The sequence below is a fragment of the Corynebacterium silvaticum genome, assembly GCF_004382825.2.
In the GTDB taxonomy this organism is placed as follows: domain Bacteria; phylum Actinomycetota; class Actinomycetes; order Mycobacteriales; family Mycobacteriaceae; genus Corynebacterium; species Corynebacterium silvaticum.
Window position 1 is genome coordinate 240,560 of the sequence record NZ_SDQO02000004.1, and the last position, 16,121, is coordinate 256,680.

Below are 16,121 nucleotides of genomic sequence, written 5' to 3' on the forward strand. Positions count from 1 at the left end.
TGTAGCCCTCAGATCACGTGTCTGCAGAAAGTCCCGCACTATGCTTCCAGCTGCTCGCCAAGCTCCATCCACTCCATTTCCAGCTCTTCTCGCTGCTCATTGAGTGCTCGCAGCTGGGAATCAAGCTCAGTCAGCTTGGCAGTATCCACTGCTTCTGCGGCTAGCGCCATAGCGTTTGTGATCTTTTCAATCTGAGGATCAAGCTTGGACATCTTCCGCTCAACAGACGCCATCTTCTTATTGATCTCCCGTTCCTGCTGAGAGGTCAACGTGCGCGTAGGAGCGGCCTTATTTTCCTGAGAACCAGCGGATGCGCTTCCCAGATCCACAGCACCGCGAGACTCCCGAGCCGCCATAGCTTGACGACGTTCCAAGTACTCCTCAATCCCACCGGGGAGATTGGTGAGTTTTCCATCGCCAAAAAGCGCCCACGTGGAATCCGCAATGCGCTCAATAAGGTACCGATCGTGAGAGATCACCACGAGAGTGCCCGCCCAGGAATCAAGAAGCGACTCAAGCTCCTGAAGCGTGTCGATGTCCAAGTCATTGGTGGGCTCGTCGAGAAGCAAGAGATTCGGCTCGGACATGAGCACCCGAGTCAACTGCAAACGACGGCGTTCACCACCAGAAAGGTCACCCACCGGCGTTCGTTGCCGTTTAGCGGAAAAACCAAGACGCTCGGCCAGCTGAGAAGCGGAAAGCTCCTTCTTCCCCAGCTGGATATAAGAAGCTACGTCCTCCACTGCGTCGAGAAGTCGCAGGGTGGGGTCCAGATCATCTAGCTCCTGTTTCAACCAACCAAGCCGAACCGTGCGTCCCTCGATGCGTTTGCCTTCACTGAGCTCATAGGCTCCGGCTAGCGCCCTCAACAAGGTGGTCTTCCCCGACCCGTTGACTCCCACAAGTCCGATGCGTTCTCCCGGCGCGAGCCGCCATGTGAGATCCTGCACCAAGGTTTTGCCATCAGTCGTCGCAATAGTGGCATCTTCCAGCTCCACAACCACTTTCCCTTGGCGCTGCTTAGCAAACGCCATGAGCTCTACCTTGTTACGTAGTTCAGGAACGTTAGCAATCAAGGCTTCAGCTGCTTCAATCCGGTATCGCGGCTTTGACGTGCGCGCCGGGGCTCCTCGACGCAGCCAGGCAAGCTCCTTCCGCGCAAGGCTCTGCCGGCGCTGCTCCATGGCATCAGCCTGGCGGGAACGCTCTGCACGCGCAAAGGTCCAGTCGTTATATCCGCCCTCGTAGGAATCGACAGTTCCGTCATGCACTTCCCACGTCTGAGTAGCAAGGGTGTCCAGGAACCAACGGTCGTGGGTGACCACGACGATGGCTATCTTTCGTGCAAGGAGATGTTCTGCCAACCACTGAACGCCCTCAACGTCCAGGTGGTTGGTTGGCTCGTCAAGCACTACGAGGTCAAGGTCACGCACGAGTGCGGCTGCGAGATTCACGCGGCGGCGTTCGCCACCTGATAGCTGCCCCACTGGGGTATCAAGGCCTAAATCGATGACCCCAATCCCACCGAGCACTTCACGCACCTGAGCATTCGACGCCCATTCAAAGGTTTGGAGGCCCAACGGGCCAAGAACCACATCGCCTACGGTTTTTTCAGGATCCAGCTCCGCCCGCTGTGTCACCACGGCCATGCGCAAAGTGGAATTGTGGCTCACACGTCCGGAGTCTGGTGGCTCAATTCCGGTGATCACTTCCAGCAGTGTGGTCTTTCCTCCACCGTTAAGGCCCACAACGCCGATGCGGTCACCGGTTTGGATCCCCAGGCTCACGTCTTTGAGAAGAGTGGTAAGTCCAAACGATTTAGAGACATTTTCCAGATTTATCAGGTTTGCCACTAGTGTCCTTTTCCTATGGGCTCGTTTTGGTGGACAGGGTTGCGCCTAACGCCGGGCCGGTTGCGGTCGCGGATGCTCCTACGAGGCGCAGCTCTGCAGCTACGTCCTCGGCGCTGTGGGCATCTGGACAAAGAAAGGCACAGGTGGGGCCAGACCCAGAAACAATCCCTGCCAATACGCCTGAAGCTTTACCTATCTCCAGGGTTTTTCGTAGACCTGGTTGAAGAGAGAGTGCCGCGGGCTGCATATCGTTGTGCAGATGCTCGGCTACATGATGCGGGTCTCCGCTGATCAACGCTGCAGTCAAGTCATCTACGGACAGATGCGGAGTGCGTTGCATCTGGTCTAGCTTGGCAAAGACCGCAGGGGTGCTAAGGCCTTGCGTGGAAAAAGCTAACGCCCAATGGTACTGGCCTCGCGACATGACGTGGACCAGGTTTTCTCCGCGCCCCGTTCCTAGTCGTGTGCCACCTAAAAGAGTAAAAGGAACGTCCGATCCTAAGGCGCTGGCCATAGTAAGTAGCTGCTTATCGGTTGGTTTTACCGTGACGTATTCCTGCATGAGCCGGAGCGCCGCAGCAGCGTCGGCCGATCCACCTGCCATACCGCCAGCAGTAGGAATCCCCTTTTTTAAATGCATCCGTACTTTGTTAAGAGGCGGACCGCCGCCAGAACGATGGAAAGCATAGACCATGTTGGCAGCTTTCCACGCAAGGTTGCTGGCGTCGGTGGGAACTCCTTCAGCTCCACCAGCGTCAAGCTCAGCTACGATTCCGGGCGTTTGATCGGTAGCGGTTCCTCGGAGTTCTACGCATTCCAGCTCGTCTTTAAGGCTCAAGGATTGAAAAATGGTGACAAGCTCGTGATAACCATCGTGGCGCAGTGGTCCCACACCAAGGTGCAGGTTCACTTTTGAGTGGGCTGTCGCTGTGATGCGCCTGCCGTATGTGAGCTCAGAATTCTCTTCTACCATGGGTTTCCTTACCCTCGGCGCTGCGCTAGGCGAACGAAATCGGCTACATCGAGCTTCTCTCCTCGCAGAGTCGGGTCAATCCCAGCGCCTAGGAGGGCTTCTTCTGCCGCAACTCCGGATCCGTAATACCCGCTGAGTGCCGCCCGCAGAGTCTTGCGACGCTGTGCGAAGGCGGCGTCGATAAGCGGGAAGACCTGCGAGCGCAGTTCATCGCCGACTGGCCAGGGCTGCTCGTCCTGAGAAAAAACGTCAATGCGCACGAGTCCGGATTCGATTTTGGGAGCCGGCCAAAAAACATTTTTTCCGATCGAACCGGCGCGCCGCACAGCACCATAGAACGATGCTTTCACGCTAGGAACGCCATACACCTTGGTGCCGGGTTGTGCTGCGAGACGATCGGCGACCTCAGCTTGAACCATCACTAATACGCGCTGAATCGATGGGAAAATCTGCAAGAAATGTAGCAGCACCGGTACAGATACGTTATAAGGAAGATTTGCCACCAAAGCTGTAGGCTGATCGATCTCTTCCGGTGTTATCTGTAAAGCGTCTTTGTGCATTAGGGTAAGGCGGTCTGCGAACATTGGGGCGCGTTCTGCCACGGTTATCGGAAGTTGTTCTGCCAAGCGCGGATCTATCTCCACGGCGGTCACAGAGCGTGCAGTGTCGAGTAATGCCAAGGTCAAAGACCCTAGGCCGGGCCCGATCTCTACAACGTGGTCATCGGCAGTAAGATCCGCCGCAGAAACGATCATCCGAACAGTATTGGGGTCATGAACAAAGTTCTGCCCCAATTTTTTTGTTGGTGTGACATCAAGCTTCTCTGCCAAGTGCCTAATTTCAGCGGGGCCGAGAAGGCGCGCGTGATCGTTTTCTCCCATGGTCCTACAATCTTACCTTCCGATGTTTGATCACAGGAAAATACTCCCTGTATGCAAGGCATACGCTTGCTGCGAAAACCGCGCCAGTGAAAACACACCAACGCCGCCGGTTCGTTCTTCTCATCAGAAGACTAAACCGACGACGTTGAATCGCACAGTGGCGTGCACGTTGTAAAATCTATTTTTCTACCTTAGCGCAGACCCATCTTGGAAGTGCAGGCAGGCCATGCACCCCAGCCCTGAGCAGCCTGCACTTTTTGTGCAACGGCAATCTGCTGTTCACGGGTAGCAAGATGTGCGCGCGGCGCATAAGCCGTACCACCAAAACCGGCCCATGTGGAGTCAGTGAACTGAAGCCCGCCAGAGAATCCGTTTCCCGTGTTGATGGCCCAGTTACCGGTGGATTCACATTGCGCAAGCTGGTCCCACACCGAACCATTAGCTACTTCAGGAGCGGAAGCTGCCTTCTTGGTGCCCCGCTTAACGGTCGCTGCGACAGCTGGGGTAATGATCTTTTCATCTATGACTTCGTTGGCGGTTTCCTCACCATTGATCTTGGTCACTTTGCGGGTCACGGTGCGCTCGCCCGGTGTTCCCGCAGAAACCTCAGCTTCCTCCCCTTCTGGAAGTTCGGCATCTTCGACGTAGTTCGCAGTCTCGCCGAAAGGCTCATTGGCTACGACTTCTTGGATATCTACGCGGTCAATTTTGACGTCCATGTTTTTAGTCACGGGCGCGTCCAAGGCTGGAGTCACGATGTCATCGTTATCAACCTTGATGCCGCGTTCTGTGAGAACGTCTTTGACGGTTGCCGCCGCGATCTGAGTAAAGACCGTTTTCCCTGCCTCTGTCACAGAGATGATCTTTGGGGTCACCACGTCAAGGGCCAACCCCTCGCGAGGGATCTTGGAGTCCTTGTCCATGTTCAGCGTGGCAGAAGATAGGGCGGCATTGACTCCGTCCAGCTGTTCAAAGAGCTCTTCGACGGTAGTCGCGTTTGTGGTGAGGTTCTTTTCCACGCCGTCAATGGCCACCGAGACCTGCTTGGACGTCCGAACCTTAATCGTGTCCTGATTGCTGATCTTCTCAGTCAACCCTGGATAAACGATGTCCTTGTCTCCAACGGTTACGCCGGCTTTAGCCAGCGCCTCTTCTACCGTTCCAGACATGGTGGCAAGAGAAAGCTGTTCGCCATTGACATCAACGGTGATGTCCTTCTTCACCTGAGTGACGGCGACACCCCCCACTGCCAGGGAGGCCAGAACACCACCCGTTGCTAGGCGCAGCGGAATGGATCTCGAAGAATTGACTCGATTAATTCTCGACTTTTGGCGGGTTCCCACGTGTTCACTTCTCTTTGCTTTTCGACGACATTTCGCACCAGCCATAGCCGGCTTTGCGTAGTACTCCGCACGCTTTGTACGCGCATGGAAATTTTCCATCGGGGGCGAAGCACCATCGATCGGGCGACGTTTCAGTCAGCATCGATCCAACACACGAAAAATAACAATACGGTAACAAACGCAGCTTGTCGAACTAAAGCAACAAAAAAGTGTGAACTAGTTGATTCAACTCACAAAAATCAAACCACATAGTTCACACCTCCCCCATCGATACCCCAATACCCGCCATATCAGAAGATCTAGCTCACTTAAAAGCCACCGCTATGTTCTGCACCTCACTAGGAGGGGATTCCATAGACACGGTGGAAAGTCTCCCGCACCCCGGCCGCAAAGTCCTCCACACTCAGGTTTTTGGTCTGCGCAGCACATAGCGCCGTATGCCCGATGAGCGCAGACTCATTCCGCGCCCCTCGGAAAGGCTCTGGCGTCATATAGGGCGCGTCCGTTTCAATGAGAATCTGCGATAACGGTGCGCGTCGTACAGCTTCTCGTAATTCATCGTTTCGTTTAAACGTCAGGTTTCCCGCAAAACTTAAAACATAACCCCGGTCTACTGCTTCCTGCGCCACGGCAAGCGGCGAAGAAAAACAATGCAAGATGGTCTCGTGTGGAGTGGGCGCGTCTGCAAGGATGCGCAGCAATTCCTCATCGCCTTCCCGATTATGGATCATCAACGCCTTACCGCTGGAAACCGCAAGATCAATATGCCAACGCAACGCCTCTTCTTGTACTTCCAGACTTGCCGTGGTCTCAGACGCATGGGTTATCCAATACGTGTCAATCCCAGTTTCCCCAATTGCTACGCACCGAGGATCCTGTGCCATCTGGGTAAGGCGCTCGCGCGCCGCCGCATCCAGTTCATTGGCGCGGGTCGGATGAATCGCACAGGCAGCAAACACTCGCGCATGCGACTGCGCAGCGCTCAACGCCAACTCGGCCTCCGCGAGCCCATCCCCCACGGTACATAGCTTATCGACGCCACCAGCCACCGCCCGAGCCACAATCGCATCGACCTCCTCAGGCGTGCGCGCTCCGCAGGAAGCAAGGTGCGTGTGGGCGTCGATAAGCCCCTCAAGGCCTTCCACCGGAACGGGTATTGGACGAGGTTTCTTTTTAGCCATGCGCACTAGTCTACGACGAAGGCGCCCACCTTCCGCGGTTCTGCGAATGGTGAGCGCCTTTACTGGCCTAGTGAGCGATCGGCGCCCATTCTGGGCCGGTCTCTCCTAGCTCTGGATCCAACTTAGCGATCAGCAGCTTCGGCTTAGGCAACGCGGTTCCTGGGACGGCATCGACGCGCGCCCACTGTGCTTGTTGCGACGCATAATCGCCCATAATCACGGGATATGTTTGTCCGCTAGCAGGAATGCCCACGCCAACAGGTTTCACTGGCATGTCATCGGTGACCTCTACGATGTGCGGCTTTGCTGCCCACACACCGTCGCGGCCCAATGTCTCGTGCACCTGCTGGGAAATATGCGGCAGATAAGGGGTCAACAGCACGTTGCAGTCTGAAACCACCTGCAGCGCTGTCCACAAAACAGTGGCTAGGCGCTCGCGCTGAGTTTCATCTTTAGCCAGCTTCCACGGTTCTTGTTCTGCAATATAGGCATTCGCCTCACCCACCACATGCATCGCATGAGTAATTCCCTGCTTGAAACGCGAGTGCGCGAGTGCTTCCCCAACGATCTCGAAGGCTTCAGCAGAAAGATTAAGGATCCGTTGATCCGACTCGCTCAGCTCACCTGGGGTTGGGACCTCTCCGAAGTTCTTATGGGCCATGGAAACAGTGCGGTTAACAAGGTTGCCCCAGCCATTAGCTAGCTCGTTGTTGACGCGGCGAACAAACTCGTCCCATGTGAAGTCAGTGTCGTTATTCTCTGGACCCGCAACAGCAATGAAATACCTCAGCGGATCCGGTCCAAACTCTTTCAGGAAGTCCTTGACATAAATGACAATGCCTTTAGAAGAGGAGAACTTAGAGCCAGACATGGTGAGGAACTCGGAAGACACCACTTCCGTAGGAAGGTTAAGCTCCCCGAAAGCATGCACCTTACCGGCCCTTGCGCCCTTTCCTTGATATCCCAGAAGCTCAGCCGGCCAGATCTGGGAATGGAAAGTGATGTTGTCTTTGCCCATGAAGTAATAGCTTGAGGCTGCTGGATCAGTCCACCATGCCTTCCACGCATCTGGATTTCCAGTGCGATAAGCCCATTCAATCGACGCAGATAGGTAGCCGACAACCGCGTCGAACCACACATAGAGCTTCTTAGCGCCGTTGTCCTCCCATCCTTCCACCGGGATAGGAATTCCCCAGTCGATGTCACGGCTCATGGCTCGCGGACGTAGATCTTCCAAGAGGTTCAATGAGAATTTGAGAACGTTCGGGCGCCAATCTTGACGCTCTTTAAGCCAATCAGCCAGGGCATCTGCCAACGCAGGAAGATCAAGAAGGAAGTGCTCAGTCTCGATAAACTGTGGTGTCTCACCATTGATCTTGGAGACCGGATTAATCAAATCTGCGGGGTCCAGTTGGTTGCCGCAATTATCGCACTGGTCTCCGCGTGCCCCGTCTGCACCACAGATAGGACAGGTTCCCTCAATGTAGCGATCAGGAAGCGTACGCCCAGTAGAAGGAGAAACCGCACCCATGGTGGTCTCTTTGATCATGTAGCCGTTCCCATAGAGTCCTTTAAAGAGTTCCTGAACAACCGCGTAATGATTCCGTGTGGTGGTGCGGGTAAAGAGGTCATAAGACAGACCCAGGCCCGCAAGGTCTTCAACAATCTGTCGGTTATACCGATCAGCGAGTTCTTTGACAGACACTCCTTCTTTGTCTGCCTGCACCAAAAGTGGTGTACCGTGCTCATCCGTGCCCGAGACCATGAGAACATCCGCGCCGGACATTCGCTGATAACGAGCAAAAACGTCCGAAGGGACACCAAACCCTGCCACATGTCCAATGTGGCGAGGTCCATTGGCATAAGGCCAAGCAACAGAAACGAGCACACGGTTAGTCATGGTTACTTACCTTAATTTATCTATGCCCGTCCGCGTGATTCGAGGACCGCATCATAGAGTTCTTTCTTGCTCACACCATGCTCCTGCGCCACGGTTGCACTTGCTTCTTTTAGCCGTTTACCTGCACTAACAAGACTTTCTACGAGGTCTATGATCTCACGAACATCCGTTACCTCTTTCTGCCGCGCCCCTTCAATAACAACGCTGATTTCTCCCTTCACACCAGCGCTAGCCCACTGCGCAAGCTCCCCTAGCCCACCTCTTTTTACTTCCTCATATGTTTTAGTCAGCTCTCGTGTCACTGCTGCACGACGATCGTCGCCAAGGATCTCTGCTGCAGCGGCGAGAGTGTCTGCGATGCGATGCGGGGACTCAAAGAAACACACCGATCGCTTTTCGTTTTTCAGCGACTCTAACCAGGCTTTTCTTTGCCCTTGCTTGCGTGGGGCAAAACCATCAAAAGCAAAGTGACCTACGTGCAGCCCCGACAACGCTAATGCCGTAGGAACAGCCGAAGGTCCCGGGAAACACGTCACCGGAACCCCCGCCTCATGCGCTGCTTCCACGACAGGAAAACCAGGATCTGAGACGATAGGCATGCCCGCATCAGTGACCACTACTACTGATTGCGTCCGGGCTAGATCCACAAGGTACTGAGCGCGGTCGGACTCGTTGTGGTCAAAATTGCTCACGACTTTGCCAGTGATCTCCACTCCGAGTGCCGCCGCTAACGCCCGGGTCCGTCGGGTATCTTCTGCCGCAATCACATCGGCCTGAGCCAACGCCTGAATAAGCCGAAATGAGGCATCCCCAATGTTTCCCAGCGGAGTAGCCACCACAATGATCCCGCGGGGTAACGGTGCTAGAGCTTCCCATACAGCTGACGCACTCGACGCACTCTGAGAAGTCGGTTCCTCAATACTCATGCTTCCTAGTCTCGCACACACCACAAACTTTTCTGCTTCTTCCTACTGAGGCACTCCCTGCACGCATGGCAACGGCCTCATCTGATCTCGTCCATGACGATCAGATGAGGCCGTTATCTCCTGCTTGTTCTACAACGCGCTGTGCTTTTATACAATGGGCAACGTTGTTTTCGGAGTATTAGTTTCTGGCTTCTCCTGGGGTGTTTCTACAGGAGCTTCTGCGTGCGACTTTCCGTCTTCAGCGTTTTCCTGCTCTGGCTCCTGGAAAGTACTCAGGTCTTCCAGCTCGCTCATAGGACGAGCGTGCGACGGCAATCCCAGAGTGCTTTCTTCAACGCTAATGGTGGATTCTGTGAACTCCACTGGTTGATAAGAAAACTCGCTATTCTCCTCGAACAGTTTCTCTGCGGACGCCTCGGAATCTTGCGTGGCTTCATCCACAAATTCATCACGAAGGCTCTCTGTGAGTTCTTCTCGTTCCAGATTGGACTCGGTGGTGTAGCGATCAAGCAAACGAGCCTGCTTGGAACTGAATCGTTGAGTCGGATCCATCTTCCTACGGAATAGATCATGAATTTTCTCGCGACGCTCACGTTCCTCACGAATCTTGGCAAAACCTCGTATCCATGCGCCGGCAACAACAACCACAAGAAGAATTCCTAGGTATCCGAGCGTGGGATATACCAAACCAACCAACTTTTTAAAGCCTAGGAAGGACATGCCGAAGCCGACGAGGCAGGACAACACATAGAACAAGTAGAAGCGCTTCTGCTTGGTAGCCGTGAGTCGTTTGGCAAAGGCATAGAACAAGCCCAGCGTGGTGTTAAAGATCATGCCGATGATGATGAAGGACATAATCGTGCCCAGGATCGGATGGATCTCGTTGACGATGGTGAGCATAGGAACGTCGTCACCTGCAACCTTATCGGCGGAACGGAACAGCGCCAGCGCAGCGAACGTCAGCATAACTCCAAAGACCAGACCGCCGAGCAGGCCGCCAAGACCGGCAGCATGGGTGTCAAAGCTATTGCCACCAATGATGATGGCCATGGAGACGCCCATCATGAGGGCTAGGCCGACGTAGTTCAAAGCAGACAAGGTCCAGTGCGGCGTAGCGCCATTAATGGTGGAAGCAGCCGCATTGAGTGACTCCGTATCGGCGTCGCTAGTGGCCAGTGCGTACACGATGGCAATGCCCGCAAAGATAATAATCAACGGGGTAATCGCGCCGATGACGTTGGTGATCTTGTCAACGTCGAGAAGCCCAGCTAGCAGCACCAATACCAACATCAGCACGGTTCCCACCCAGATGGGCAGGCCAAACTGCTGATTGAGGTTTGAACCCGAACCTGCAAACATCACCACGCCTGTGGCAAACAGCGTAATAAGCACCGAAATATCGAGGATACGGGCGATAATAGGGTGCGAAATGCTCGTGAGAACCGAGCCGTGGTCGTTAGCAAGGAAGTAACTACCCAGCTGGATAGAGGCCATGCCAGTCAACGCCATGATCAGGCCAGCGAGTGCAGCACCTATAATGCCCATCGTTCCAAAGGCCACAAAGTACTGGAGTACTTCCTGTCCTGTGGCAAATCCAGCACCGATGACGATGCCGACAAAAGCCATAGCGATGGTGATTGATTTTTTGAGCATGGTGAAGTGCTCATTCCTTTCAACAATGATAAAAATTTCCGCTCACATGGTGCACGAGTATCGGAAATACATTCTTAGTGCGGCACCTTATGTGCGCGCAGGTGTGGGAGGCGGCGAACCCGTTAGTCCACGCCGCCTCCTAGTAATGGTTCTTATGATGTTTTGGGGGACTTGGCAGCTGATGTGCGTTTTTTATCGTGGCGCACCTTGCGCTTTACCTGTGCACGTCGCTTCTTCTCATGCTCAAGGTGAATTCGACGCTCGCGGGCAAGACGCGAAGCAAACCGCTGCTGTTCACGGTAATCAAGGTAAATTTCATCGTTTCGCAGGTCTTTAAGTATCGCGAACATAAGCAACACGATGACGATCAGGAATGGGCTAGCAGTAATGATCGTAATGTTTTGCAGATTGCTCAACACATCGTCGCCGCCGGTGATCAACATAGTCATTCCGATCAATGCAACCAAGATGCCCCAGCCAGCAGAGACATACTTATTAGCATCGGTCTGACCGCTCTGGCTCATGGATCCCATCACAGTGGAGGCAGAATCCGCAGACGTAATAAAGAAAGTTGCCAGCAACATCACTGCGATGATCCCGGCGATCTGACCACCAGGAAGAGAATGCAACAGATCAAAAAGCTGATACTCGGCAGAGCCGTCACCGTAGATGGACTTGCCCTGCTGCTCCATATGGATAGCAGTGCCACCAAAAATGGCAAACCAGACGACGGACACCGCGGAAGGGATGAGCGTGACGCCAAAGATGAACTCACGAATCGTGCGTCCCCGAGAAATACGAGCCAAGAACATTCCCACAAACGGACTCCAGGAGATCCACCAGGACCAATAGAAGATGGTCCAGGATCCTAGCCACTCACCAGCTGTGCCGTCCGCAGATTCCGCGGTGCGCCCGATCATCTCAAAGAAGTTAGACAGGTATGCGCCAATGGAACCAGGGATAAGGTTCAGAATCGTGACAGTCGGGCCGAGCACGAACACAAAGAGAGCTACCAAAGCCGCCAACACCATGTTTGCGTTGGAGATATATTGAATTCCCTTGCCCACGCCAGACATAGCGGAGAGCAGATACGCCAAGGCGAGCACGGAGACAATAGCAATAATGGTGCTCATGCCGGGATTAGTGATTACGCCCGCGGCGTCTAGACCAGCGCTGATCTGCGTAGCACCAATTCCTAGTGAACAAGCGGTACCAAAGATAGTGGCGATAATCGCCAAAATATCTACGATTCTTCCGATCCAGCCCTTTGCACCTTTTTCGCCAATCAACGGGGTGAAAGCGGAGCTCAGCAGCTGTCGACGTCCTAGTCGGAACGTGCTATAAGCAATCGCCAGACCAAAAATGCCGTAGATGGCCCAAGGATGCAAAGTCCAGTGCAGCAACGTGGTACTCATGGCGTGCCCCACGTGGCGCGGCTCGTGGTTAGGAACACCGTTGAGGTAATTGCCCAAAGGCTCCGAAGCCCCGTAGAACATCAGACCGATTCCCATACCCGCCGCAAACATCATGGCGATCCATGAAACGGTTGAGAATTCTGGGGCTTCATCGTTACGCCCTAGCTTGATCGTGCCAAAGTTGCTGACGGCGATCACTATGGCAAAAACGAGGAAAACCGTGGTGAAGAAAATAAATGCCCAGCCAAAGTCGCTCACGACAAAGCTCAGCGCGTTGCTGGCAAAGGTGGAAAAGCTTGAGGTGCCAAAGATGCCCCACAGCACCACGGCAAGGACGATGACAAAGGCCGGGATGGTGACCTTCCAATCGATGCGGGCCTCAGAGTCCTCTCCCTCAAAGGTGATTTTCTCTTCTGGCAAGTTCGAGGCTGCGCTGATTTTGCCTTCACCTGAGATCATCGCTGCCAGCTGCGCGGTTGCACTAGTCGCGCCTGCGGAGCTCGACACGTGGTCCTTTCCGTTACCGCTTCCCACTGCATCTGTTGTGGAGTTCGTGGCATTGTGGTTTTTATCGGAAGAGTCAGCAGTGATGGATGAATCTGAGGGATCCGCCGAAGCACCTGATGTCTCCTCTGGATCAGCGCCCTGCGCCAAAGTGCGCGCAGAACCCTGTGCGCTGCCAAGATCAGCCGCGCTATCCTTTGGATCAAAATGTTCGGAATCGGTCATATATCCATCATGTCTGTTAAATTTTTTGAATCAAATGCATAGGGCCGTAATACGCAGTGTTATGCGAACGATAGGCCTCAAACGGCCTCTCTCTATACCCCTGCAAAGCCCCAGCAAGACACCCAAAAATCAGCGGTTATGACATTTTCGCAGATTACAAAATGGTAACAATTCCAGGCTGTGTCAAGAAAAGCCCGTTTTTCGGGAAAACTCGGTCGTTTTTTGGGGACCACCCAATAGTTCTTTTCGCATATGTGCGCTGCACAACTCCGAGGAACGCATACCAGCATTCCCCCTATCTCGTTGTCATCAACATGACATAATCTCAGACTAGATTGAGCAGGCGACCTTTAGTTCTGTTACCTATGCGCAATAGAATGTCCCCCGTGACCTCTCCTAGACATAATGCAGACGATCGCAGCTCCACAGCACCGCATCCTCCATCAGGAATGCCTCCCCTCAACGATACGGGCTGTAGACACGACACGGCTGCCGCAGGAGTGCTGTGTGACGATCCGGTAACAGCAGCTGATTCACAGGCCCCGGAGTGGCGTCGAAAAGCTAAATTTTCCGGCAGATTTACGCATTGTCCCGCGCCCTCTCAGCCGCGTAGCTATCGCTGGAGCAGGGTCGACACGGTCTCTACCCTCATCATCGCCGCTCTAGCCTTGCTGACTCGGTTTCTGGGAATCACAACCGCCACGGCTTCCCATACCCCGGTGTTTGATGAGAAACACTACGTGCCGCAGGCCTGGGACATAGTGGAATCATGGATTAACCCCATCACCGGTGGCATCGAATCGAACCCCGGTTACGGACTCGTAGTGCATCCTCCGTTAGCAAAACAACTAATAGCTATCGGCGAATGGCTTTTTGGTTACTCGCCCCTGGGCTGGCGTCTTGTCCCGGCGCTCTGCGGCACCGCTGTGGTACTTCTCACCATGGCGATTGCGCGCCGGCTGAGCAGCTCGCCTTTTGTCGCTTTTTGCGCAGGCCTCCTTGCAGTTGTGGACGGCGTGCTCGTTGTCACCTCTCGGTTTGGGATGCTCGACATCATCCAGGTCTTATTTATTGTGGCTGCCGCCTGGGCGCTGATCCGTGACCATCAACAGATGGAAGATCGCATGTATCAAGCCTGGTCTGCGGGGTTGCTCACCGAACCTGGAGTCCGGTCGGGGTTTCGCTGGTGGCGCTTCGCCGCAGGAGTCTTCCTAGGCTGTGCGCTATCAGTAAAGTGGTCCGGCCTGTATTACATGGCCTTTTTTGGGGTCATGATAGTCATCCTCGATGCTTTTCGACGCCGCCGCTACGGAGTGCGTCACCCCTGGAGCGAAGCTACGCTTTTCGACGCCCTCCCATCTTTCCTATCGCTGGTCATAGTGCCCATTGCACTCTACGTGTGGAGCTGGAGGGCCTGGTTCGCCTCCGAAACTTCTGTGTACAGGCACGCGGCTACCGACGGAACCATCGAGACGTCAAGCTGGTTGCACCAGCTTCCTGAAGCCATCGCCGGGTGGTTGTATTACCACCAGAGTGTCCTGGTGTTCCATGCCTCGCTCACCACGTCCAACGGACACAGCCACCCTTGGGATTCCAAACCGTGGTCCTGGCTCGCAGCAACGCGCCCCATCTTGTATTACTCCTCCACAAATATTCAGTGCGGAGAAAACACATGTCGCCGGATGATCTATCTCTTTGGCACGCCTGCGATTTGGTGGCTGACAGTGCCAGTTTTATGTTGGGCGCTCTGGCGCATGGTGATCCACAAAGATCTGCGCTTCCTCATTCCTTTTGTGGCGTTCCAAGCGGGATTCCTCCCATGGGTGGCAAGCTATGACCGGCAAATGTATTTCTTCTACGCCACAGCGCTCGTACCTTTTACCATCGTTATCATTTCCCTCACCCTGGGCACGCTCTATGGTCGTGGCGCCGAACTTCAGTGGAGAAAACTACAACGCATCGGCGTCCCCCGTCTCACGGTCGGGTCACTCACAGTAATTCTTTACTTAGCCCTCGCCGTGGCTATGTTCTGCTATTTCTCCCCTATCATCTATGGAATCCGCATCTCTGACAGCTACTTTAACCAGCTCATGTGGCTAAACAGCTGGCGATAAGACAATAAAAGACCACCCGTACTCCTACTGGCTAGTTCATAGCCACAAGTACGGGTGGTCTTGTTTAGGAATGCGGCGAAGCCGTGAGCGATCGTATCCCCTGCGAGACTATCGCCCAACCCTTATGCGATAGCCATGACCACAGCAAACACAGCACAGACAAGAAAAGAAGCCCCAGCTGCAACGCGGAAGAACCCGAAAGCTCACCGAGTATTAGCTCTTTAGCGCCCAGGCCAAAACTGAAAGTCCACAAGGCGCCGAATAACGGCAGCAGCCCTCCCGTAATACGGGGTTGCCATGCGGCAAAGAAAAGACCGAAGGCTAAGGCACAACGTGTAGCGGCGGCCTCCGACAAGAGCCTTTCATGCATAGTGTCTACGTTTCCTAGCGCGTCGGCAGCTTGTGAGCCCGACTGGATGAGCAGAACTATGGCCCATGCCGCCCAGCCTATGCCCAAGAGCACCATGATCACTCGCGCTAAAGCGAGGTTCCAGGCTCTCGTCGCGGCTTGTTGCCGCCACATAGGCTCCACACCGGCCAGAATGGCTTCAGATAAGTCAGGGGCGCTTTCTCGTTCCGTGGCATCGCCAAAAGTAAGCGAGCGGTTAAACCGGGCGGCTTCCTCATAGAACGCACGGCATTCCAAGCACGTAGAGAGATGCGCGTCGATAACATCATCGTCGATCCCCGTGGGCTCGCCGTCGAGCCTAGCGGACAACGCCGCTTGCACGTGATCACAGGTCAGCACGGGTCAAAACCCCATCAAGGCTTGCGCGGCCAGCTCCAAAAACGACGATCATGAGCAGCGCCACGATCATGACGAGCGGATATTCTATTCCGTTACTTGCTACGAAGAGCCCCTCGGTGAGATGCACAAAATACATAGCGGCGCATACCAGCAAAGCCAGAGCACCCGCCACAAAAGTGGTCAAGATACCCACGACCAATAGTGAGCCGCCCACCAGTTCGCTGACCGCGGTGAGATAAGCAGATAGCTTAGGCTGCGGCACCCCGGCCGCACTAAATTGCCCTGTTGTCTCTACAATCCCCGTGCGAAAAAACTTGTCAAAGCCATGGGCTACAAAAACGAGTCCTAGCACGAGTCTTAGCAATAAAAGAGCTATATCTCTAACTATCGGTTGATCCATTACCA

General features: G+C 54.4%; 12 protein-coding genes. 1 reads left to right on the plus strand and 11 read right to left on the minus strand.

What is annotated here, in order from left to right; translation table 11 throughout:
- Nucleotides 1-38: 38 nt before the first annotated feature.
- The 9 genes from ET810_RS10965 to ET810_RS11005 all read right to left on the minus strand — a co-directional run bounded on the left by ET810_RS10965 (nt 39) and on the right by ET810_RS11005 (nt 12,854).
- Entirely contained in the window at nt 39-1,853 is a 1,815-nt protein-coding gene (locus ET810_RS10965; RefSeq protein WP_134316038.1) for an ABC-F family ATP-binding cassette domain-containing protein, read from the minus strand.
- Nucleotides 1,854-1,866: 13 nt separating this feature from the next.
- A complete protein-coding gene (locus ET810_RS10970; RefSeq protein WP_087453661.1) occupies nt 1,867-2,826 on the minus strand; it encodes a 4-(cytidine 5'-diphospho)-2-C-methyl-D-erythritol kinase in 960 nt (319 codons plus the stop codon).
- Between the two features lie 8 nt (nt 2,827-2,834).
- Nucleotides 2,835-3,707: a 16S rRNA (adenine(1518)-N(6)/adenine(1519)-N(6))-dimethyltransferase RsmA gene (gene rsmA, locus ET810_RS10975; protein WP_087453660.1), complete on the minus strand. Its 873-nt coding sequence runs from the start codon at nt 3,705-3,707 to the stop codon at nt 2,835-2,837.
- Nucleotides 3,708-3,898: 191 nt separating this feature from the next.
- A complete protein-coding gene (locus tag ET810_RS10980) occupies nt 3,899-5,050 on the minus strand; it encodes a resuscitation-promoting factor (protein WP_087454856.1) in 1,152 nt (383 codons plus the stop codon).
- Between the two features lie 338 nt (nt 5,051-5,388).
- Nucleotides 5,389-6,231 (minus strand): TatD family hydrolase, encoded by an 843-nt coding sequence (locus tag ET810_RS10985; RefSeq protein WP_087453659.1) that lies wholly within the window; start codon nt 6,229-6,231, stop codon nt 5,389-5,391.
- A 67-nt stretch (nt 6,232-6,298) separates the two neighbouring features.
- Nucleotides 6,299-8,131 (minus strand): methionine--tRNA ligase, encoded by a 1,833-nt coding sequence (gene metG, locus ET810_RS10990; RefSeq protein ID WP_134316039.1) that lies wholly within the window; start codon nt 8,129-8,131, stop codon nt 6,299-6,301.
- Nucleotides 8,132-8,151: 20 nt separating this feature from the next.
- Nucleotides 8,152-9,057, minus strand: coding sequence for a 16S rRNA (cytidine(1402)-2'-O)-methyltransferase (gene rsmI, locus ET810_RS10995; RefSeq protein WP_087453657.1), 906 nt, complete (start codon nt 9,055-9,057; stop codon nt 8,152-8,154).
- Nucleotides 9,058-9,204: 147 nt separating this feature from the next.
- A complete protein-coding gene (locus tag ET810_RS11000; RefSeq protein WP_134316040.1) occupies nt 9,205-10,710 on the minus strand; it encodes a YkvI family membrane protein in 1,506 nt (501 codons plus the stop codon).
- 152 nt (nt 10,711-10,862) lie between these two features.
- On the minus strand, nt 10,863-12,854 hold the full coding sequence (locus tag ET810_RS11005; protein WP_134316041.1) for a BCCT family transporter: 1,992 nt from the start codon (nt 12,852-12,854) through the stop codon (nt 10,863-10,865).
- 377 nt (nt 12,855-13,231) lie between these two features.
- On the opposite strand from ET810_RS11005, the gene ET810_RS11010 reads away from it, so the two are divergent.
- Nucleotides 13,232-14,968, plus strand: coding sequence for a dolichyl-phosphate-mannose--protein mannosyltransferase (locus tag ET810_RS11010; protein ID WP_134316064.1), 1,737 nt, complete (start codon nt 13,232-13,234; stop codon nt 14,966-14,968).
- Between the two features lie 64 nt (nt 14,969-15,032).
- On the opposite strand, the gene ET810_RS11015 is transcribed toward ET810_RS11010, so the two are convergent.
- Together ET810_RS11015 and ET810_RS11020 are read right to left on the minus strand one after the other, a co-directional pair.
- Nucleotides 15,033-15,716: a zf-HC2 domain-containing protein gene (locus tag ET810_RS11015; RefSeq protein WP_171483252.1), complete on the minus strand. Its 684-nt coding sequence runs from the start codon at nt 15,714-15,716 to the stop codon at nt 15,033-15,035.
- The gene (locus tag ET810_RS11020; RefSeq protein ID WP_087453653.1) at nt 15,703-16,116 is read right to left on the minus strand and encodes a DoxX family protein; all 414 of its coding nucleotides are present in this window, start codon (nt 16,114-16,116) and stop codon (nt 15,703-15,705) included. Before ET810_RS11020 ends, ET810_RS11015 begins: the two co-directional genes overlap by 14 nt.
- Nucleotides 16,117-16,121 lie beyond the last annotated feature (5 nt).